The organism is Syntrophorhabdales bacterium, from assembly GCA_035541455.1.
Classification (GTDB): domain Bacteria; phylum Desulfobacterota; class Syntrophorhabdia; order Syntrophorhabdales; family WCHB1-27; genus JADGQN01.
On record DATKNH010000008.1, the window covers coordinates 1 to 21,585 of the forward strand.

The window sequence follows — 21,585 nt, forward strand, 5'->3', positions numbered from 1 at the left end:
CACGGCCCTGCCCCCTATGAAATTTGCAATCTCCTGCGCTCTCTGATTTGCACCGCCGAGATGTCCGCTCAAAAGACTGATCACAAACGATCCTCTGTCATCAAGCACCACGACAGCTGGATCGGACTTTTTATTCCCGAGCAGCGGCGCGAGCGTTCTCACGACAATGCCCGTGGCCATAACAAAGATGAGGAGTCTTCGTTCATGCCACGCGCTCTCCACGGCGCGCTTCGTGAACTTAGAAACTTTCAGGCTTGGATAGAGAGCGCATAGTCTGTGTGCGAGCGTAGATCCCTGATGAGTCACATAGAAGACTACGGCGCTATTTCCGGTGCCCATGCTTGAAATCCTTATGGTAGAGCTTCGATTCCTTCCCGAGAGAAACCTCGGATGCCCTCAGTGATTCTCCAACATAGATCAGCGCCGTCTTTTTTATTCCCGAGTCCTTTACCGTTTCGGCGATGTCCTTAAGAACCCCTCTTACAAGCCTCTGCCCCGGCCACGAGGCCTTTTCTATGACCACAAAAGGAGTCTCTGCATCGTAGCCCTGGAGAAGTTCGTCCCGCACTTTCTCGATCATGCCGACACTCAGGAAGATGACCATGGTTGCGCCGTGCTTCGCGAGCGCACTCAGCTTCTCGCCCTTAGGCACGGGTGTTCTCCCTTCGATTCGGGTGAAAATAACCGTCTGGCTTAACTCCGGGATCGTGAGCTCCTGACCCAGCGCCGCAGCACCGGCTACCCCTGAGGAGACGCCTGGGACAACTTCGTATGCTATGCGCAGAGCCTTGAGTCTCTCAATCTGCTCCGATATAGCACTGTAGAAGGATGTGTCCCCGGTATGGAGCCTCACCACGCTATGGCCCTTTTGTACGGCCCTGTTCATGACGTCGATTATCTCATCGAGTGTCATGCTTGCCGAATCAAAAACCTCCGCGGTGAGCCCGGCCAGCAGCGCAGGATTGACAAGGCTTCCCGCGTAAATGACTGTGCCTGCTTCGTCGAGAAGCCGTCTTCCCTTTACCGTAATCAACTCCGGGTCTCCGGGCCCGGCACCCACAAAATGGACTATTGGCTCTCGTTTCATTTTCTTACGATCATCAAGGAAAAGTAGTCCATGTCCTCTTCTTGCAATGTCCTGACATCTCTCACGATCCGCTCATCTTGCATGCCCGCTCTCGAGACAAAGATCGTCCTTTCCGTCAGGTGCATCTCATTGAGCGTGGCGATGACCTTCCGGAAAACGCGGTGCACCTTCAGCAATACCACCGTGTCGAACTTCTCGATCGTTTCTTTTAGATTCTCAGCATACGTTGCAGGGAGTAACGCTATCGTTTGATCGCCGAGCGCCAGAGAGGTGCACGTCCTTGCAGCAGCTGCGTTGATCGATGAAACGCAGGGAATGATCTCTATGTTGAGCTGGCGATTCCATTCGAGCAGTTTATCGTGCAGGTAGAAGAATGTGCTGTAGATAGTCGGGTCTCCTAGCGTAATGAAGACCACATCCACGCCGTGTTCAAGCCTGTCCGAGATCCTTTTTACGCTCTCAGCCCACCTTGGATCGAGTTCATGTGTGAGATCGGGATTCCTGGTCTTCCTCATTGGGAAGTAAGCCTCGATGATCTCTTTTCCGTCAAGGTTCACGACCTTGTTTATTATTGAGAGAGCGAGGCTGCTCCCTTCTTCCTTCCCTTTCGGGACGCAGATGCATTGAGCCTCGCGGAGAAGCCGCGCGCCTTTCAGGGTAAGCAGTTCAGGGTCTCCGGGTCCCACACCCACCACATAGAGCTTTCCCGTTTTCACTTCCTCTCCCCGCTTATGATGAAGATCTGGTTGAGCGCGTTTAATTGTTTCTGTCCGTGCAACGTGGACGTCCTGGAAACTGAAACCTGAGAGACCGAAACGGCGAAGCCTCTTTTTTCCAGCAATGCAATACCCTGATTCAAGGTCTTCAGCGTCACCGCATTTATGACAACAATCCCCTTCGCCATCCGCCTGGCAAGATAAGACACAATGCCGCTAAGTTGGCCGCCACTCCCGCCGATAAATGCCCGGTCAGGGGACGGTAATGCTTTCAATACCCCTGGGGCGCCTCCCTCTACAATAGTAATGTTCCTGCAGTCGAAGCGCGTTTTGTTCTTTTCTAAATGAGCGATCTGTTCCGCATCTTTTTCGATGGCGTATACTGCCAGTCGATGACTGAGCCTGGCAGCCTCGATCGAGATGGAGCCCGAGCCCGAGCCTATATCCCACAGCGTGCCGCCTGCCGGCAGCCTCAGCTTGTGGATCGCGACTGCTCGCACCTCGTCCTTTGTGATAAGCCCCCTTGAGTGCTCGATTTCGCTTTCGGTAAGGCCGAAGCAGGGCACTCCGTGAGCCTGCTCCTTTGTATGAGCTGTTCCCACCTCTTCTCGCGAAGCCTGCTCTTGTTTCTCCTTTCGGTTTGCGATAAGAATGACCACATTCGGGTCAGAAAAGACTTGTCCGACAATCTTCTGCGGCGTTCCTTTCACTATCCTCTCTTTGCCCGGATAGCCGAGCCGCTCACAGACAAACATTCTCGCCGAAGCAGAATAAGGGGCATTCATAAGATGGCGTGCTATCTCGGCCGGATTATTTTTCTTGTCGGTCAGTATGGCAAGTTTTCCGTATTGCAGAAGCAGCGACGGCACATCGTTTATCTGATAAGGGAGCTTATTTTTTCGTTCCGGATCGATGTTGCCATGAAGGCTCATCAGGAATGCGTCATCCCATGTCTCTTTAATCCTCGAGAAAGCCACCTGGATGCTCGATAAATCGGGAATAATCTCCACGCGCATAAAGCCGAATTCAGAGAGAACCTGCCTGCCGATGCCGTAGAACATGGGATCTCCCGAGCCGAGGAGCACGACTGCGTACTTGTCGATGTTGTCGCGGATAAACTGCATGGTATCGCCAACTCTTCTGATGACGCGTACCTTCTCCTTCAGGGCAGGGAAGAGCTCGTGCTCTTTGAAGACTTCAAAAAGCCTGGCGGATGCAACGATACTGTCCGCGGCGAGAAGAATCTTTCGGGAGCGTTCGTCAGGAGGCTTATAGCCGATGCCTATTACGTACAGTTTCTTCACTGTCTGTCAGTATCACTCCTTCATAGGATACGAGGTGAGCAATTACCGGAATCGTGCCCACCATCGATTGAGCATACCTCTTCGCCGCAGCGCAGACGGCGCGAAGCGCCGGATGGTATGCCTCGTTATTCGAGACGATGCAGTTATAGATTTCTCTGGCCGTATTGAACGTACGCTCTTCCGGAACAGGGATGCCTATCCGGTTAAGGTGCGCCACGGCTTTCTGTGCGTCCATGGCCCCATGCGCCACGTGGGTGTGCGGTGTTGACATGGATATCTTCAGCATCTTCGCCCACTGCGCGCTGAGGTGAATCTTCTCAAATCCGTGTTTCGCAGCCTCTGCGAGCGAAAACTCAACATGATCGCCCATCATCACATAGGCTTCTTCAGCCAGCCCATATTTGTTCATGTGGGCTTTCTCGGACACCCGGCCCACAGACAGGACGACCTCCGGGATTCCCAGTGCTTTTGCAACCTCCATGGACGTTGTGATCGTGGATGTCCATGCATCGGCAGATAAAGGCCGGACGATTCCTGATGTTCCGAGTATCGATATACCGCCTTCGATGCCGAGACGCGCATTGAGCGTTTTTTTAGCCAGTTCTTTGCCGCCGGGTACAGAGATCGTGATCTCCACGCTGGTATCATCGGCCTTGCCACCAAACTCGCTGAGCGCTTCGTGGACTGCCTCCCTGATCATGCTCCGTGGTACCCTTGTAATCGCTGCTTCCCCCACCGCCACCGAAAGACCCGGTTTGGTCACGATACCCACACCTGCCCCGCCCTTTATGGAAACGATTTCTCCGGCACCTTCGTCCTTTGCGACGACTCTCGCTGAAGCGTGGATCTCAGCACCGTTGGTCACGTCAGGATCGTCTCCTGCGTCCTTAATGACGCTCGCGGAAGCAACGCGCTCCATACCCTTACCGCTAATCCCGATGAGCCGGGCAAGGAATTGAACCCTGTTCCCATCAGGAAAAGGAATTTCGACCTCCAGACTGTGCCTATCAAACCCTTGTCCCTGAAGTAAGAGCAACGTCGCTGCTTTTGCTGCTGCAGCCGCGCACGCGCCGGTGGTATAGCCTGACCGCAGCTTTTTACCACTCGATGCCACGCCGAGCCCTCACCCCCTTCGTTCCATAGTGCTTGATCTCTTTCATCTCCGTGACGAGGTCTGCTCCGGCAATCACGGCCCGTTCCGCGTATCTCCCGGTGATAACCAATTCCATCCGTTCCGGTTTGAGCTGCATTATCCGGAGGAGATCGGTGCTACTGATAAGATTATAACGGACTGCGACATTGGCTTCATCCAGAATCAACACATCGTATTGATCAGATTCCATTATGGTCCTGATGTCGACAAGGCTTTGCTGAGCAACCGCCACATCCGATTTCGTGGGCTTCCGTTTCAGGATCAGGCCCCTGCCATACTGCTTTATAGTTATGCGATCGGCAAGGCGTTCAAGAAGGATCTTGTGCTCGCTGCACGTGCGCTTCTTGATAAATTGAAGAATGAAGACTCTCAGGTTTGCGCCGGCCGCCCTTAACGCAAGCCCGAGCGCCGCAGTGGTCTTGCCTTTTCCATTTCCGCAGTAGACCTGTATATAGCCTTTTCTCATGGCTTCAAGCCTTCCCCCGGAAGAACGAAGAGTCTCTGTTGCCCGCTGCCCGCAGGATCTCGCGACGTGCCTCGCCGATCGTAAGAGGAACTTTGTTGAAGTCCATCTTATCCTCATGTTTCAACCGGTAAATCAGCTCGGCAATTTGGGGCAGGCGTAGTTTGACCGAGGACATTTCCTCAGGGGCGGTGAAAACTTCTTCAGGCGCTCCCCCCCGGATAATGCGCCCTTTGCTGAGTATGTAAAGTCTGTCGAGAAAGAGAGGCACAAGGTCGACGCTGTGCGTCGCCATGAGGATCGTTACTCCATTTTGGTGATTCAATCTCCGGAGGAGATTCATCATCCGGTATTCACCCATGGGGTCGAGACCTGCAGTAGGCTCGTCGAGGAGGAGTATCTCATGCCCCATGGCGAGCAGCCCTGCAATACAGACTCTTTTCTTCTGCCCGAAGCTCAAGGCATGGATCGACTTTCCGCCGGAGCCGTCCATATCTACGTCGGCTAGCGCCTTATCCACCCTGGTCGACACTTCTTCCTCGCCGAAGCCCATATTTAATGGGCCGAAAGAGACGTCCTCGAACACGGTCGGTGCAAAGAGCTGCTCATCAGGATTCTGAAAAACGAGGCCTACCTTCCGGTATATCTCTTTCGGCGAGAGTTTACGTATGTCCATGCTGTCGAGAAGCACGGTCCCTTTGAAATCCTTCATCAATCCGTCAATGATCTTGAGGAGCGTGGTCTTGCCCGAGCCGTTCGATCCCAATATCCCCGCGAACTCCTGCTTTTTCACATCAAGGCGTATTTCACGCATCGCCTGCGTCCCGTCCGGGTAACTGAAAGATTCGACATGAACGGCGAGTCTGATCATAGAATCCACAAAAGTCCCATGAGTATGATGAGCAATGCTGATACAGCAACTTCCAAAGGCTTGAACGACTTGTGCCTCGCGAGCGGCACAGTGCCGTCGTAACCCCTCTGCCTCATGGCGAGAGCCGTATTCTGACTATGCTCGAGGGATTTTAGGGTTAAAGAACCCGCAAGAATACCGAAAGAGCTCAAGCCCCGCCTGAGATTGGAATAACCGAGCCTGTTCTTCTGTGCATTGTAGATGACCGTTGCCTCCTCAAAGAGCATGAATATATACCGGTAAGCAAAGATCGATATCTCTATCAGCCCTTTGGGCACCCTGAACCATGATAATGCCGAGATTATGCCGGTGAAGGGGGTGGAAAAACTGAGAACGGCAATAACGGTGACCGAGCCGATTATTCTCGATGCGATCATCAGACCTTCTCTCAGCCCGTCAGCATACATCGTTATCTTCAGTCCCAAGAGAGAGAAGGCGACAAACGGGATTCCCCCGGTGCAGAAGCTCTTTAGGACAATGAGAACGAGGGCTATGAATGCCGGCTCCGAGAATCTCACAAGGAGGATCCTGGAGGGCACTCCCATTCTCGCACAGAGAAGAAGGCCGGAAGCTGCAACTGCCAGCGGAAAGAAAAACCCGTCGTGCGTGAGGACCATCATGAGCAGCATGGCCGCAAGAATGAGCTTCAGGCGTGCATCGCATCCGAAGAGAATCTGCTCTTTGTTGAACCGCTCGGGCAAAAGATTCATGGATCGCCCACTCTGCCGGATTTGCGTTCAGTCAGCACCCGCCAGTAATACCCGGCTGCAAACCCGCCCGCAGCGCCTGCCAACAGAAAAACAAAGAGGAGAAGATCGCCCTGATCGGTATTGATAAAAGGCTTTGAGGCTTCCCTCCCGTGCTCTTTCGCCACGCGTTCTACGACGGATTCATCTACGCCCTCCCATTTCCCGGAAGCAAACGCATTCCCGCACAGGAAGGCCCATACGACAGAAAAGCAAAGAATGATAAGGAGCGCCTTGAGCAATTTTTCAACACAACGGCCCGCACTCTCGCTGCCCTCTCTCACGCGCACGTCTCCCCGCTCTTGATTATGCAGAGCCTGACCAGGAGGTCCGGCCTTTTTTTGTGAAGGAGAACCAGCATCCCTGCGGTCATAGCTCCTTCCAGAATGCCGATCGGAAGCTGCGTCGGAACAAAAGCAACAAGGAGCTTCCAGAAAAGAGGCAAGAACGGTGCGTTCCCTCGTATGCCTTCAGCCAGTTCTATGGATGTCATCAGGTAGGTGGCCCAGTCGGCGAGTAATCCCGCAACGAAGGCTGCTACCCCGATAGTGACGCGTAAGCCTCTCAGCGTCCTGAATACGATGTAACCGGTGTAGGATCCTACGATGCCCATGGAGACGATGTTGGCACCCAGTGTCGTAACCCCGCCGTGCGAGAGGAAGAGCGCCTGTATCAGGAGCGCGACAGATGCAACAAGCACGCTTATCGCCGGCCCGAGGAGCACGCCCGACATGCCCGTGCCGCAGGGATGAGAGCATGTCCCGGCTGTAATTACCGGCACAGGCATGCATGAAATAATGAAGACGACAGCGGCCATGAGGCCTACCAGCGGTTTGAAGGAAAGATCAGCAGCCGAACGGCCTTTGAGCCTGTATAATCCGTACGCGATGAACGGCCCCGCAACGGCGAACCAGAACAGGACCCATCCCACCGGAAGTATCCCCTCCGAGATGTGCATGGCGTGAGCGTCAGATGCAGCGAATAGTGAGCAGTGAGCCGTAAGCAGTAAGACCGCAAAAGCTTTCCCGGGTTTCGCTCTGAACCTTGCGCCGTGTGCCGTGTGCCGTTCCATCATTCTCCTGCCATCTTTAACAGCGCGTTAACAATGGCGACCGCGACCGGGGTTCCACCCTTTCTGCTCAGGTTCGTTATGAAAGGAAATTTCTGTGCTGACAGGAGCACCTTCGATTCGAGCGCCTTGACGAAGCCGACGGGAACTCCGATGACTAGTGGACTGGTGCCTTCAGCAGGCGCACCTGCCAGAATTTCAATTGCTTTCAAAAGGGCTGTCGGGGCGTTTCCGATTACGATGATGCCGACAGCATCGCTCAGGGCCTTCTCCAGGGCCACTGATGCCCGGGTCTTTCCGGTCTGCCGTGAAATCTTGACGACCTCTTCATCATCGATGCCGCAGATCACCTTCCCTCCCCACCGGGCCAGCAGCCGTTTGTTGATCCCGGTTTTCACCATTTCTATATCGGTGAGAATGTTTTTGCCTCCCCGTATCGCTTCCAGGCCTGTCTTCACCGCATCAGGCGAGAAAACAAGTGTTTTTGCCAGTTCGAAATCGGCTGTCGAATGTATCACCCGTTTCACAATAGGCGCCTGCTCGTCCGGAACCTCGCCTGCCTCCAGTTCCTCGCCGATTATTTCAAAGCTTCTCGTTTCTATGTCGTCCGGCGTTGCGAATCTTACTTCGCTGATCCGATCGATCATGATCTGCACAAGTTTATCGTGAGTGCCCAGTGGTTCAGTGTAGACGAATTCCACCGTAGGATACTGGCTTCTCGCCTGTTCAATCATCTCCGGGATATCTTTGGTCACGTGCATGCCCGAGCTGAGAAAAAAGGGATGTACAATGATCCTTGTTGCCCCTTCTGCGACGCACGCTTTGATCGTACCCATGATATCCGGCTCTGCAAACTGCAGGTAAGCAACCTTCACGCATGCGCCGTTGCAGCCGGGATGGATCGCATCGTGGAGAAGCCTGCCAATGATATTTACGTTGTTCGCCTCTTTTTTGGGGCTGCCGTGCCCCACAACTATGATAGTCTCCATAGGTTAATCCAGCTTCTCCTGTGCGTAATTGACGAACTGGCGAGCGATACTCAGGTTGCTGCCGAAATGAACGTGGACGTAGCTTGCAAGCATTCCTTTGTACACATAGCCTTCGTCTGGTAGTCCCTTCCTCGAACCGTTCTCCACCGCGTAAATTCTGGATAATCCCTCGATCCGGTCAGGCTCTCCGGCTATCTCCGAGTAGTGAAACTCGTGACCCCGCAGCCGCTCACCCTTCTTTCCGACAATACAATCCTCTTTCAGTGCAATCTCCCGGTAGCCGAGGTTTGATCTTCCGCTTCTCATGCGCGTTTCAAACGGGAGGGCCCCGGCCATGGCAAAGAATCTTCCCTCGAAATCGTAAATACCTTTCGAAAGAAACATGAGACCTCCGCACTCCGCGTAGACCGGCTTGCCTGAAATTACCCAGTCCCTGACAGCATTGCGCATTGACGTATTCTTCGACAGCGCCTCTGCCGAGACTTCAGGGTACCCGCCGCCTATGTACAGCGCCCTCGCCTCTTCTGGCAACGCGCTATCGAGGAGAGGACTGAATGTGATTATCCGGGCTCCTGCTTTTTTCAGGAGGTCGAGGTTGTCTTCGTAATAAAAATTGAAAGCCTTGTCAAAAGCGACCGCTATCGCAGGAGCGTCGGGACGCTGAGAAACAATACTATGAGCGCCGTCTCGTTCTCCCCTCTCGTCTTGGCGCCCGGCTATCTCAATGAGTGCGTCCACATCGATGAAGCGCAGAGTCGCGTCAGCAAGCCGTTCGATGTTGTCGCTTTCCAGAGGGCTCTCCTCCGCGATGGTCAGCCCGAGATGGCGATGCGGTATTTCGAACTTGAGATCCCGCGGCAGATAGCCCAACGGTGCAATGGAGCGAAGATCGGCACAAAGGCGCTGGTAATGATTCTCGGAAGCCACCCGGTTGAAGATAACGCCTGCCAGGTTGATCCCCTTTTCGGCGGCAAAGTCTGAGAAGCCCCGTACGAGAACGGATGCTGTTTCAGCCATACCGTACCCGTCAACCACGAGCACAACCGGAACTTTAAGACTGGCAGCCAGAGAAGCGGTACTGAAGAGACCGTCGCATAGTCCCATAACCCCTTCCGCCACTGCCATGTCGCTATCCGCCGAATTCCTGGAGAAACAGTCTTTCACGTATTCTTCTCCACACATCCAGAGATCCAGGTTCCGCGACGGCCTGCCGGTAATCATCCTGTGCAATCCTGTGTCAATGAAATCCGGTCCCGTCTTGAACGGTTGAACGACAAGCCCCTTTTTTTTGAGCGCAGCGAGCAGGCCCAGCGTTACGGTTGTCTTGCCGCACCCGCTGTGCGTCCCTGCTACTATCATGGACCGCATGAAGCAATCTCCTCAAGAAGCCGGGTATTATCTGCCTCCGATTTCACCGCAACTCTCAAATAGCTGTCATCAAGACCCCGGAAATTGGAACAATCTCTGATGAGTATCCCCTTCGTGCACAGGTGCGTCGCCAGTTCTTGCGCCTTTTTCGTTCGGAGTAAAAAATAATTGGCAGCGGACGGAAGACAGGAAATGGCGAGACGCGTAAAACCTGTCTCGAGCCGCTGTTTCTCCCTTCTGATCACTTCGAAAGTCTCTCTCTTATACGCTCTATCACCCAGCGCAACTGTTCCTGCTATCTGAGCAAGTGTATTGACTGTCCAGGGTTCCTTATCCGCTCTTACGGTCTCTACCATCGAGGGATGAAGAACCGCATAGCCGACCCTCAGCCCTGAGAGTGCATAGAATTTGGTCAGAGATCTCAAAACAATAAGCGAAGGGTTATTGCATACCTCACGGACGATTGAAGCGCCCGGACAGAAATCGATAAATGCCTCGTCCACCACAAGTATACACCGGTTACGGGCAGCCTGTTCGGCGATCTTCAGCATATCCGTTCTCGTGACCAGCCTGCCTGTCGGGTTATTCGGGTTGCAGAGAAATGCCATGTCGCAGGGTGCGCCGAGACCATTTCTTCCGGCCATTGCTTCGACGAAATCTTTAAGCTGCATGTCGAAAGAGTCTTCTTCTTTCAGCGTGTGATAGACAACGTCGGCTCCCGCATTCCTGCTGGAGGCAATCTCATATTCCGAAAATGTAGGTGCAGGTATAAGAACTCTCCTCGGTTTGAGTGCCCTGACCACAAGATAGATGAGCTCGGTACTGCCGTTACCGCACAGGATCGATTCGGGATCTATCTCCTCGCTTTCCGCAATCTTCTGCCGGAACCTCCGCGATTCCGGGTCGGGATAGTTGAAGAGACATTTCATGTTCTCCTGCATAGCCGAACAGACGCTTTCCGGGACACCAAGCGGGTTGATCGAAGCGCTGAAGTCCAGTATGGCGCTCTCATCGATGCCGAGGCGTTCTGCATGCAGATAGATGTTACCGCCGTGGCACTCCGTCATCAGAAGCCACCCTTCAAGGACAGGAAGATTGCGGCGAATCCCACCGCGGAAGCAGATGTCGCATAGGCCAACGCTAAGGCATCGCACGATGCGGACAGATAATCCTCCTCTTCGTTTTCACCGATGTACGGTTTTTCAACCAGCGTGCCGCCATACGTGGACGGACCGCCCATGCGTATGCCGAGAGCCCCTGCCATTGCAGCTTCCGGCACTCCGCTGTTCGGGCTGGTATGATTTCTGCCGTCCCGCCGCATGATAGTCAATGAGCGCCCTGCCGCCCGGAGCGTGCGCTTACTTCTCCTGAAGAGCCCGACGACGACAACGGAAAATACGATAAGCATTCCGGTGATTCTCGCTGGTACGTAGTTCGCCGCGTCATCGAGCCGCGCTGCTGCCCTGCCGAAATTAATGTACGTCAGGTTTTTGTATCCCACCATCGAGTCGAGTGTGTTCACCGCCTTGTATGTCATTGCCAGAGGCAAGCCTCCCAAAACAAAATAAAAGACAGGTGCGACGACCCCATCGGATAAGTTTTCCGCTACTGTTTCCATCACGGCCCTGAGGATTTCCTTCTCCGAAAGCTTATCAGTATCCCGTCCCACGATCATGCTGAGCTCTTGTCTTGCCTCGACCAGGCTCCCCTCTCTCACCGATTTCATGACGAGCCGTGCGGATGATATCAGGCCTCGGACCGCGATGGTTGTTGAAACAAGGAAGACAAAGAAGACGGCCCCCACGAGAGTCGACACAGTACGCGAGATATAGAGAATGCCGGCTTGAATCCCGACGGTCACAAAAAAGACGGGCACGAGAATCATGATCACGAGCAGTATACCCGCCCTCCGCTCTTCGTCAGGCGTCCTGTAGCGTCTCCGGAGGAAGCGCTCGCCACCTTCAATAGCGCGCCCCATGATCCTCACCGGGTGCGGGAGCCACCGGGGATCCCCCATGACGAGATCCAGAAAGAAGGCGAATACCAGTATTCGTGCCGCTGTCACAGTGCGCATAGCTCCTTTACGAACGTCATGTTCATGTTTGTCATTACCATGTGCGCCAGGTCATCGATCGCCTTTTCCTTGATCGCTGCGTAGTGAGAGCACGAAGCAGAGGGCGGCATACCCTTGTCCATTCTCAGCCCGTCGATCACCTTTCTCCTGAAGGAATCGTTGTCGAAAATACCATGGAGGTACGTACCCCAGCAATTACCCTTCCGGGAACCGTCCAGAACATATCTGTTCTCCCGGCCCTTCCCTGCTGAAGTGATTCTTCTTACGCGGAACAGGCCTATGTCGCCGTGGCTGTCGCCCATGTGTATTTCGTATCCCGTCAGGAAGTGGGCCTCTTCTTGCGGCAATGCAGCGCTCGTCTCAACCGCCTCGACGCGGCACGTCCTTTTCCCCGGGCCGAACGTGGTCTCGATATCGAGAAGGCCCAGTCCATCGACCTCGCGGTATGGGCTCTCAACTCCTTCCGGATCATATATTTTCTTACCGAGCATCTGATATCCGCCACACATCCCCATGACGGCAGCGCCCCGCATGCAGGCGTTCTTTATGCTGGCATCAAGCCCATTCTCCTTCATAAGCATAAGGTCTTTGACCGTGTTTTTGGTGCCCGGGATGATCACCATATCAGCGTTCTCGATATCGGTCGGGTTGGCGGAGAAGAGGAGATCCACGTCCGGCTCGTGATAGAAAGGATCGAAATCGGTGAAATTGGAGATAAACTTGAGTCGTACCACGACAATCCTCACAGCAGCCGATCTGGACTGTGCAGTATATTTCGTGTTCTGGTAGAGCGCCATACCATCTTCCTCGGGAAGCCCCATATCCTGGACGAACGGAAGAACGCCTATGACCGGTATTCCTGTCTTCTGGCGGATCATGTCGAGGCCTGGCGACAGAATCTCAACGTCTCCCCGGAACTTGTTTATGACAAAGGCCTTTATGTACCGGCTGTTCCTGCCGAGGAGCTTCACGGTGCCGTAGAGCGATGCGAAGACGCCGCCCTTGTCAATGTCGCCCACGAGGATCACCGGAGCTTTGGCGTGCCTGGCCATCGCCATATTGACAATGTCCACATCCATCAAATTTATTTCTGCCGGGCTTCCCGCGCCTTCGATGACCAGGATGTCATACTTTTTCGAAAGCGCTGCAAACGATTTTCTTACCGTGGCCCATGCCTCTCTTCTGAAAGCATAATAGTCGCGGGCTTTCATCGTGGCGTGCACCTTACCCTGCAGGATCACCTGCGAGCCCATCTCTCCCGATGCTTTCAAGAGGACCGGGTTCATGTGCACGGATGCGTCCACGCCGGCTGCTTCGGCCTGCAGAGCCTGAGCGCGTCCTATTTCACCGCCCTCGATCGTGACATATGAATTGAGGGCCATGTTCTGCGCCTTGAATGGAGCGACCTTGAGCCCCATGTCACGGAATATCCTGCAGAAGGCAGTCGCGATCAGGCTCTTGCCCGCGCCTGAGCCTGTTCCCTGGATCATGAGACTCTTAGCCAACAATGCCTCCGTTGCCATTCAGCAGTTTTACAACAGGATATTTGTCCCAGAATTCGACGATGCTCACCGCGGCGTAGTCCTGTTCTATCCTGAAAATATTTTCAAGCGGGATTCCCATGCTATGACACAGGATCAGGCGGTTCACACCGCCGTGGGCCACAATCGCGATCTTCTCTCCGCCATGATCGTCGAGGATCTGTTCGACCGCTGCCACCACCCGCGCGCTAACCTCAAGGGTATTCTCTCCGCCCGGCGGGTTGTACCGGACCGGATTTTCCGACCATGCATCAAACTCGCGTGGGTACCTCTCCTTTATCTCGATAAAAGACATGCCCTCCCATATACCGAAGTTTCTCTCCCTTAACGCGGGAAGCTTTATGGGAACCAGGCTGTGCGGAGCGGCGATTATTTCAGCGCTTCGCACTGCTCTCTGAAGATCGGAGCAATAAATTGCCGCGATACTTTTCTCCTGCCATACTCTTCCAGCGATTGCACGATTCTTGTCCGGCCGGTTAATGTCATTCAGGTAACTCGCACGTTGCGCCGCAGCATGGTCGACAAGGTGCCTGGCGATAAAAACGGAGGCTCCCTTCACCTGTTCCACTCCTTTTTCAGACAGGGGAATGTCAATGGTCCCGTAGTAGCGCTTTGCGTCACTGCCTTCGACATCTCCGTGTCTTACGAGGTAGAGTGTCGTAACCATACATATCCTGCCAGCAGGAATAAGATCTCTGACGTTTCGGTGAGCGCCCCGAAGTGGTCGCCTGTCAGGCCACCGAATCTCCTCGACAAGAATCGAATCGCAAGAATGCAAAAGAGATAGGCGGTCAGAAAGAGTATGACGCAGAGACCCATGCCACTCATGAAGCTCGTGCCAATAAGGTCGAGTGAGGAGACGAGAACAGAGAGCGCGGCGAGGAGGGCAATTGAAATGAACAATGTTTTAGGCGCCGCGTACTCTATGAATATCTTCCCCAGTCCGTCGTTTCTCGCAGAGGCCCCGTGATACATGCCGGGAACCGTTATCCATTTGGAAAAAAGAGGCGTCAGAAAAATGACCGCGCAGGCTGTCGGCACGTAAAATCCGGTCATGAGCGTGCGCATGAGAAGAAATTTCAAGAGAAGGGTCATTACGAGTGCGATTACCCCTATTGCGCCCGTTCTGCTGTCTCTCATGACTGCAAGACGCTTCATCCTGTCCTGCTCCGTATTGCCGGATGATTTCACGGCGATGGCGTCAAAGGTATCGGCCAGACCATCGAGATCGAAACCGCCGTTAGTCAAAATAAGACAGACAAGGGCGAGCGCTGCGGCAATATCAACGGGCAGGACCTTGACCAGTAGAAAAGCGGGCAGAGCCACAGCGATTCCCTGAAATGCGCCGACGAGAGGGAAAAATGCTGCAGAGGCGCCAACGTCTTCTTCTGTGACCTTGCCCGCGACCGTCAGCGGCACGATCGTGCAAAACTGAAATGCCAGAAGTATCCTTTTTTTCAATCCTCGATCTTCTCCGATACGCCCGCTTCTTCGAATGTAGCCATCTCATTATAAATTTTGAGGCCGGCTTCGATCATGAGCATGGCCAGCGCCGCACCCGTACCCTCTCCGAGTCTCAAGCCCAGATCGAGAATGGGAGAAAGTCCCATGGCATCGAGCATCACCCAGTGCCCCTGTTCCACGGAATTGTGCGCTGCAAACAGGTAGTCCTTTACAGCAGGTTGAATCGTGTACGCTATAAGCGCTCCGGCAGTGGAGATGAGCCCATCGATCACAACCGGTATTCTCTGCGATGCGGCACCCAGCACCAGGCCTGCAATACCGCCGATCTCGGTCCCTCCCACCTTGGAAAGTACGTCAATGCCATCTTTCGGGTCCGGGTCGTGAAGACGGATCGCTCCTTCGATCACCCTGATTTTTGTTGCCAGTGTTTCATCCGAAATTCCCGTTCCTCTACCCGTGACCTGCGCGACAGGCTTTCCGGTGATCACCGCGGCGATGGCGCTGGATGGCGTTGTATTCCCTATGCCCATATCGCCGGTGCCGATCAGTTTATAGCCTTTCTTCGCATATGACATTGCCAGCTCAATTCCTACTGCGATACTTTTGTTTGCTTCATCTTTCGTCATTGCAGGGCCCTTCGCGAAATTGCGTGTCCCCTTCATCACTTTTTTATCGACCAGGCCTTCAACGGCACCAAACTCGTAATCGACCCCGATATCAACGACAACGACTTCTGACCCGGCATGCCGGGCGAGCACATTTATCCCCGCACCTCCTCGCAGGAAGTTGAAGACCATCTGCGGCGTGACTTCCTTCGGATAGGCGGAGATGCCCTCGTCGACCACACCGTGATCGCCCGCAAAGGTGAAGACCACTTTTTTGTCAAGGACCGGCTCTTTGCTTTCGGTTATCGCAACAATCCTCCGTGCAAATTCCTCAAGCCGCCCCAGGCTGCCAAGGGGCTTTGTCAGGCTGTCAAGGTGCGCCTGAGCCAGGGTGCTCCATTCCGATGTTACGGGCTTGACAGCACCAGCTGTGCTGCTGATCAGATCCATCAATTCCTCCTTCCGGGCGGTCCATGCCTGTTGCCTTTACTGCTTTATCAAGAGTGGTATGCCGGCGGTCACCAGATAAACTTCGTCTGCAATCGCAGCTACCTTCTGGTTCAAGTTACCGGCAAGATCTCTGAATTTCCTGGAAAGCGCATTGTCCGGGACAATACCCATGCCTACTTCATTCGACACTATGAAGAGCGTGGGAAAGCGGCCGCTTTTCAAGAACGCGAGGAAGGACTCAATCTCCTCTTCGAGCTTCTCCGAGCCGATGAGAAGGTTCGAAAGCCACAACGTCAGGCAGTCGATCACACATGCGCCGTAGCCACGTCCTATCCCCTTCAGCACACGAGCCATCTCAATCGGCTCTTCAAACGTATCCCATTCCTTGCCGCGCTGCGCTTTATGTTGTTCTATGCGCTCCTTCATCTCATCATCTAGCGGCTGCGCTGTAGCAATATAGGCCTTCCTGCCAGAGAATGTGCCGGCCTTCTCAAGAGCGAATGAGCTTTTGCCGCTTCTTGCGCCGCCGATAACAAGAAGTATCTTGCCTGGTGCATCAGTCATGGTTTGATTCGTATCTCCGGCCCTGGTCACAACAAAAAATCCTCAGAGCAAAGGCCCTGAGGATTGCACCCTGTTTACTTCATCCTCTTCTTCCTCCGCGGGAAACCGTCTGCCCCTTTCTCAAGTAAGGGGCAGATCATCTTCAGGCAGGTCTTCTGGCTCCCGGTTCCTCCTACTTGCCAGCCTTCCCGAATTGCAATTCAGTGGCTTCCTTTGGCTTTCGTCCCCGGTTACAGCGGCGGGACCACTCCCGACTTGGGTAATAAGCGCCCTCACGGGATTCCCTATTATGCCTCACGGCACCTGAATTTCTGTTCCTTATATAACACCAAAAGTACGAGGTGTCAAACGTCTGTGGCTTACACAGCGGCGAGCGTCAGCCTGAGAACTTTCATTTCTTGAAAACCATTTGCCATCACGATACAATGAGTTATGCCCCTCGCATCGATTCTGGAGAGGTATCAGAAGATAATCATCGAAGAGTGGATAAGACGACTTCACCAATCAGTTAGTGAGCGTTACAGCAAGCGGCCCCTCGATGAGCTTCTCATTACCGTTTCCCGTGCAAATGACGCCAATTATGCAGTGCTCGTCAATAATGACTACACGTTAATAGACGAACACATTAGATGGATCACCGGTGTTCGTCTCGAAGGCGGTTTCTCACTTTCAGAGGTCCAGAATGCTTACGAACTGTATCGCGAAGTCCTTGTCTCCATCCTTCTTACGGAGTTACATGGTCAGGAGTTACTGGATACCATGCAGAAGCTCAACCAGTGTCTCTTCTACACGATCACGAGGTTCAGTAACTATTTCCAGTCCCTCCATGAGGAGCAGATCCGCACGCACGCCTCGAGTCTGCAACGGGAGGTGGAGGATAGGACAAAGGAGCTCGCAGAATCAGAAGGTAAGTACAGGCTCCTGGTCGAGGAGATAAATGACGGCTATTTTGTGAACCAGGATGGGCGCATTGTCTTTGCGAACAAAGCCTTCTGCGATCTCCACGGTTACACGTACGAGGAAATGTTTGGTACGCCCTATACAGACATTATTGCGCCCAGGTCGCTCAAATCGGTCCAAAGGCTCTACGAAAAAAGAGTGGCGGGCGAGGATTCAAAGGATCTCTATATCTACTTTAGACGCCACAAGAACGGTAATGAGCTGCCCACCGAGAACAAAGTCAAGGGGGTGCTTTACGAGGGTGAATACGCAGTGGCGGGCATCTGCAGGGACATTACCAAGCGGGTAGAAATAGAGACACGCATACGGGAGGCGGAGCGTTTCGCCCATATCGGCAAGCTGACCACGTCGTTGGCCCATGAAATCAGGAACCCGCTCTCTTCCGTGAAAATGAACAGCCAGATCCTGCTCAAGAACACTGATTTCAGAGGAAACGACAAGCGGCGCATGGAGATCGTGGTGAACGAGATATCGAGGCTCGAGCGGATCCTTGACGAGATGCTCACCTTCGCGAAACCGCTCACGCTCCGCACGCAGCGCGCATCTATCACGGAGATCATCGATTCCTGCCTCGAGACCATGGACGTTCGCATCAGGGAACGGGAGATCGAGGTGAAGACGCATCATCCCCTTCGCCTTCCCAGGTTGCTTTTGGACCGGGAAAAGATGGAGCAGGCGATCTTCAACATTCTTATCAACTCCATCGATGCCCTGGGCAATGGCGGAAAGATCCTGATACGTGCCCAGGTACCCAGGGAGAATAAGAAAGTATTGAAAGTGGAGATCAGCGACAACGGGCCGGGTATCTCATCGGAAGACCTGCCTTACGTCTTCGATCCATTTTTTAGCAGCAAGAAGAAAGGGACGGGCCTCGGCCTCGCAAACGTAAAGAAGATCGTGGAGGCCCACGGGGGAAGCGTTGAGGTAAGCCCGAGGAAGCCGAACGGTACCGTTCTCTCCCTTGCGTTTCCTACCAGAGAGGAGACAGCTTGAAGAAAAAAAGCATTCTCATTATTGATGACGAGGTGTCCCTTCTCGAATCACTCTACATGTTCATGACTGAAAAAGGCTATGACGTGAAAACTGCAGCGTGTGCTTCTGAAGGGATGGAAAAGGCTGAAGCGTTGAAACCCGATACGATAATTCTTGATATAAGGCTTCCTGACGCAGACGGCCTGGACCTGCTTGCAGAGCTGAAAAAGAGAGCACCGGAGACGGGAGTCATCATGATAACCGCCTTCCATGATATGGATACGACGGTGACGGCTATCAAGCGCGGTGCAACGGAATACATCACTAAGCCGATCGACGCCGACGAGTTGGAGAAAGCCGTTTTGCGGGCCATGAAAGTCACCAGTGTCATGAAAGAGAGGAAGGCTTCTCCGGAGACAGGCGCCTCCTATGAAAAAGGGAAAATCGTAGGAAACAGTAAAGACATGAAAGAGGTCTTCAAGGCCATAGGTGCGCTCTCTGAGAACAGCGTGACAGTTCTTATAGAAGGCGAGACGGGTACGGGCAAAGAGTTGATCGCCAAGGCGATTCATGGTAACAGCCCCTACAAGGACCACCCGTTCCTGGCTATAAACTGCTCGGCCATTGTTCCTACCCTGCTGGAGAGCGAGCTCTTCGGCCACGAGAAAGGCTCCTTTACGGGTGCTTTCCAGCGGAAGAAAGGCAAATTCGAGCTTGCGGGTGAGGGAACCATATTCCTCGACGAAGTGGGCGAAATACCCATGGAGCTCCAGTCCAAATTGTTGCGCTTTTTGCAGGAGAAGGAGTTCGAGCGTGTGGGAGGCGAGAAGGCCCTGTACTCGAACGCCCGCGTCATTGCGGCAACAAACAGAGACCTCTGGCAAATGGTCAAGCAGAACGCCTTCCGGGAAGACCTTTATTACCGGCTCAGTGTCGCTACCATAAAGATACCTCCTTTAAGAGCACGAAAAGAAGATATCCCGCTCCTCGTCACCTATCTCTTGCGCAAGATCAATACGGAGCTCCGCAGGAGCATCAAGACGGTCGAGGACAAGGTCATGGGAAAAATGATGGACTACGACTGGCCGGGCAACGTGAGAGAGCTGGAGAATGTTCTTACCCGGGCTGCGATCAACACCCATGGAGAGGTTATTTTTGAAGAATTCGTCACCCCCCTGCTCACCAAATCAACAGAATCTCCTGAGTTGGCCCCGGCCGCTGATCCAGCACGTAGCCTGGCCGCGGTGGAAAGGCAGCATATCGTCCAGGTGCTCAACGATACCGGAGGCCATCTGGGAAAGGCATGCGAGGTTCTCGGCATTTCACGGCCTACGCTGCGTCAGAAGCTGAAAGAATACGCCATACTCGACAGACCGCGACAGAATCGATAGATTCTCTAGTATTGGTTTCCGGTAATTGTTGACATCGACCTCGCAGCATAGTAATTAGAAAGAGAGGATGCGCAGCCAAAGCTGTCGATACATGCGGCGTGAATGAATAGGTAGTATGCCGGAGGGCTCTGTGGCGAAGAGGAGTGAAAGAAAGCTTTCATCAAGTGAAAGAAATTTTCAATGAAGAGTAGTAGAATCTCTTTCACTCACGCCGTTACCTCTCGCCCATCCGCGGTTAATTGCTGGCTCTCGTTGAATGTTCAGGAATGGTCGACACTGGCACGTTTGTTGCCAGTGAAAAAACACGTTGCTTCACACAATGGGGGGTGTGTATGAGAAGAAGCGTTGTTTCCGTCTTTCTGTCTCTTTGTTTAATCGTCGGTTTTACTCTCACGGTCAATGCAGCAGAAAAACCGATCGTCATCGGTGCTCCGCTCTCAACTGCCTTCCTTTATGGATGGGACGCTGAGCGAGGCATAAAGCTTGCGGTCGAGGAAATTAACGCAGCGGGCGGCGTTGCTATTGGTGGCAAAAAAAGGCCCTTTGCAGTCGAGGTCATTGATACGCGCGACCTTGAGCCGCAGGTACCAGTGAGCGAAGCCCTGCTCGGCGTTGAAAAACTGATCTTAGAGAAAAAGGCCGACTTCCTCATTGGCGGTCCGGTCAGATCAGAGGCAGCGCTCGCTGCCATGGACCTTCTCAATAAATACAAGAAAGTGAGCATCGTCACCACAGGCGTGCTCACACCCGCCTACACGAAAAAAGTGGAAGACAATTACGCGAAATACAAGTACTGCTTCCGCAACACGAGCCATGTCGGGGTCATGATTGGCGAGTTCGCAGTGCTGTTCGATGACCTTAAGAAGAGCCAGGGATTCAACCAGGCCTACATCATGGTCCAGGACGTAGCACATGCGCGCGGCGGCGGTGAGGCCATGAAGAAGACGCTTACAGAACGCGGCTGGACTGTGGGAGACATGAAGGTCTATCCCACCGGGACAACCGATTACTCCGTGGGCCTTACCGATGCGGCCAAGAAGAACTCCCAGGTTCTGTTTCTCTGGATGGACATGCCTGAGAGCGCCATTCTCTTGAAGCAGTGGAGCGATATGAAATCAAAGGCGCTGCCGATGGGCTTTGTCAACGCAGCGGAGCAGCCGGGGTTCTGGAAAGCTTCCGGCGGAAGGACCGAGTACCTCCTGGTCAACCTCGTAAATGCAGGTAACTCGCCCTCCAAGACCACGCCCTGGACAATGAAATTCTGCGATGCCTACAAGAAGAAATGGGGTCTGGAGCCCGAAGGCTACGGCACTTCGTCCAGCTATATGGCGGTGTATCAGCTGAAGGCGGCCATAGAAAAAGCGAACAGCGTAGACAGCGACGCAGTGGTCAAGGGGCTCGAGGATATTGACATCATGGGCGTCTACGGTCGGATGAGATTCGACAAAAAATCGCACGAGATCATTCCGTCACTTGACCCGAAAGAAGGCGCTGTCACCTCCATCATCCAGTGGCAGGCAGGAAAACGCGTACAGGTATTCCCGCCTAAGGCGGCCGACGGCAAGATACTCTACCCGCCGTGGGCAAAGTAGGATTACCCGGCGTCTGAGGACTAGGAAGAATGGAAGTTCTCGTCTACGGCATTATCAACAGTGTCATCCTCTCGCTCTATGCACTGGGCTTTACGCTCGTGTATAGTATCAGCAGGCTTCCCAATTTCGCGCATGGCGCGCTCTACGTGACGTGCGGCTATCTGGTC

At 53.7% G+C, this 21,585-nt stretch carries 22 protein-coding genes and 1 riboswitch; of the genes, 3 read left to right on the forward strand and 19 right to left on the reverse strand.

All coding sequences use genetic code 11. The features are described 5' to 3' along the window. From VMT71_00700 to cobU, 19 genes are all read right to left on the reverse strand, one after another. A partial coding sequence (locus tag VMT71_00700; protein HVN22458.1) for a hypothetical protein occupies window positions 1-339 on the reverse strand: 339 nt, incomplete at its 3' end. Next, window positions 323-1,087, reverse strand: a complete 765-nt coding sequence (cobM, locus tag VMT71_00705; protein ID HVN22459.1) for a precorrin-4 C(11)-methyltransferase — start codon at window positions 1,085-1,087, stop codon at window positions 323-325. The genes cobM and VMT71_00700, both read right to left, overlap by 17 nt. Further along, window positions 1,084-1,803 (reverse strand): precorrin-2 C(20)-methyltransferase, encoded by a 720-nt coding sequence (gene cobI / locus VMT71_00710; protein HVN22460.1) that lies wholly within the window; start codon window positions 1,801-1,803, stop codon window positions 1,084-1,086. The genes cobM and cobI overlap by 4 nt, the downstream gene beginning before the upstream one ends. After that, window positions 1,800-3,107 (reverse strand): precorrin-6y C5,15-methyltransferase (decarboxylating) subunit CbiE, encoded by a 1,308-nt coding sequence (gene cbiE, locus VMT71_00715; protein HVN22461.1) that lies wholly within the window; start codon window positions 3,105-3,107, stop codon window positions 1,800-1,802. Before cbiE ends, cobI begins: the two co-directional genes overlap by 4 nt. Further along, on the reverse strand, window positions 3,073-4,221 hold the full coding sequence (gene cbiD, locus VMT71_00720; protein ID HVN22462.1) for a cobalt-precorrin-5B (C(1))-methyltransferase CbiD: 1,149 nt from the start codon (window positions 4,219-4,221) through the stop codon (window positions 3,073-3,075). The genes cbiE and cbiD overlap by 35 nt, the downstream gene beginning before the upstream one ends. After that, window positions 4,205-4,726 (reverse strand): cob(I)yrinic acid a,c-diamide adenosyltransferase, encoded by a 522-nt coding sequence (locus VMT71_00725; protein HVN22463.1) that lies wholly within the window; start codon window positions 4,724-4,726, stop codon window positions 4,205-4,207. Before VMT71_00725 ends, cbiD begins: the two co-directional genes overlap by 17 nt. Window positions 4,727-4,730: 4 nt before the next feature. Beyond that, complete coding sequence (locus VMT71_00730) at window positions 4,731-5,594, reverse strand: ATP-binding cassette domain-containing protein (GenBank protein HVN22464.1); 864 nt, start codon at window positions 5,592-5,594, stop codon at window positions 4,731-4,733. After that, a complete protein-coding gene (gene cbiQ / locus VMT71_00735; protein HVN22465.1) occupies window positions 5,591-6,343 on the reverse strand; it encodes a cobalt ECF transporter T component CbiQ in 753 nt (250 codons plus the stop codon). Before cbiQ ends, VMT71_00730 begins: the two co-directional genes overlap by 4 nt. Beyond that, the gene (locus VMT71_00740) at window positions 6,340-6,663 is read right to left on the reverse strand and encodes a hypothetical protein (GenBank protein ID HVN22466.1); all 324 of its coding nucleotides are present in this window, start codon (window positions 6,661-6,663) and stop codon (window positions 6,340-6,342) included. The genes cbiQ and VMT71_00740 overlap by 4 nt, the downstream gene beginning before the upstream one ends. Next, entirely contained in the window at window positions 6,660-7,454 is a 795-nt protein-coding gene (locus VMT71_00745) for an energy-coupling factor ABC transporter permease (GenBank protein ID HVN22467.1), read from the reverse strand. Before VMT71_00745 ends, VMT71_00740 begins: the two co-directional genes overlap by 4 nt. Next, a complete protein-coding gene (locus VMT71_00750; GenBank protein ID HVN22468.1) occupies window positions 7,451-8,437 on the reverse strand; it encodes a precorrin-8X methylmutase in 987 nt (328 codons plus the stop codon). The genes VMT71_00745 and VMT71_00750 overlap by 4 nt, the downstream gene beginning before the upstream one ends. Before the next feature lie 3 nt (window positions 8,438-8,440). After that, window positions 8,441-9,805, reverse strand: coding sequence for a cobyrinate a,c-diamide synthase (locus VMT71_00755; GenBank protein HVN22469.1), 1,365 nt, complete (start codon window positions 9,803-9,805; stop codon window positions 8,441-8,443). Then, window positions 9,793-10,872 (reverse strand): threonine-phosphate decarboxylase CobD, encoded by a 1,080-nt coding sequence (cobD, locus tag VMT71_00760; protein HVN22470.1) that lies wholly within the window; start codon window positions 10,870-10,872, stop codon window positions 9,793-9,795. Before cobD ends, VMT71_00755 begins: the two co-directional genes overlap by 13 nt. Further along, window positions 10,872-11,870: an adenosylcobinamide-phosphate synthase CbiB gene (cbiB, locus tag VMT71_00765; protein HVN22471.1), complete on the reverse strand. Its 999-nt coding sequence runs from the start codon at window positions 11,868-11,870 to the stop codon at window positions 10,872-10,874. The genes cobD and cbiB overlap by 1 nt, the downstream gene beginning before the upstream one ends. After that, window positions 11,867-13,384 carry a cobyric acid synthase gene (locus VMT71_00770; GenBank protein HVN22472.1) on the reverse strand — a complete coding sequence of 506 codons (1,518 nt, stop codon included), beginning with the start codon at window positions 13,382-13,384 and terminating at the stop codon, window positions 11,867-11,869. Before VMT71_00770 ends, cbiB begins: the two co-directional genes overlap by 4 nt. Further along, entirely contained in the window at window positions 13,377-14,087 is a 711-nt protein-coding gene (locus VMT71_00775; protein ID HVN22473.1) for a histidine phosphatase family protein, read from the reverse strand. Before VMT71_00775 ends, VMT71_00770 begins: the two co-directional genes overlap by 8 nt. Further along, the gene (locus VMT71_00780) at window positions 14,063-14,881 is read right to left on the reverse strand and encodes an adenosylcobinamide-GDP ribazoletransferase (protein HVN22474.1); all 819 of its coding nucleotides are present in this window, start codon (window positions 14,879-14,881) and stop codon (window positions 14,063-14,065) included. The genes VMT71_00775 and VMT71_00780 overlap by 25 nt, the downstream gene beginning before the upstream one ends. Next, on the reverse strand, window positions 14,878-15,939 hold the full coding sequence (cobT, locus tag VMT71_00785; GenBank protein HVN22475.1) for a nicotinate-nucleotide--dimethylbenzimidazole phosphoribosyltransferase: 1,062 nt from the start codon (window positions 15,937-15,939) through the stop codon (window positions 14,878-14,880). Before cobT ends, VMT71_00780 begins: the two co-directional genes overlap by 4 nt. Window positions 15,940-15,975: 36 nt before the next feature. Continuing rightward, window positions 15,976-16,503, reverse strand: a complete 528-nt coding sequence (gene cobU / locus VMT71_00790; protein ID HVN22476.1) for a bifunctional adenosylcobinamide kinase/adenosylcobinamide-phosphate guanylyltransferase — start codon at window positions 16,501-16,503, stop codon at window positions 15,976-15,978. 127 nt (window positions 16,504-16,630) lie between these two features. Further along, a riboswitch (cobalamin riboswitch) is annotated at window positions 16,631-16,825 on the reverse strand. 110 nt (window positions 16,826-16,935) lie between these two features. Here cobU and VMT71_00795 point away from each other — a divergent pair. From VMT71_00795 to VMT71_00805, 3 genes are all read left to right on the forward strand, one after another. Further along, a complete protein-coding gene (locus VMT71_00795) occupies window positions 16,936-18,456 on the forward strand; it encodes an ATP-binding protein (protein HVN22477.1) in 1,521 nt (506 codons plus the stop codon). Further along, entirely contained in the window at window positions 18,453-19,826 is a 1,374-nt protein-coding gene (locus tag VMT71_00800) for a sigma-54 dependent transcriptional regulator (GenBank protein ID HVN22478.1), read from the forward strand. The genes VMT71_00795 and VMT71_00800 overlap by 4 nt, the downstream gene beginning before the upstream one ends. A gap of 332 nt (window positions 19,827-20,158) precedes the next feature. Continuing rightward, complete coding sequence (locus VMT71_00805; protein ID HVN22479.1) at window positions 20,159-21,418, forward strand: ABC transporter substrate-binding protein; 1,260 nt, start codon at window positions 20,159-20,161, stop codon at window positions 21,416-21,418. Window positions 21,419-21,585 lie beyond the last annotated feature (167 nt).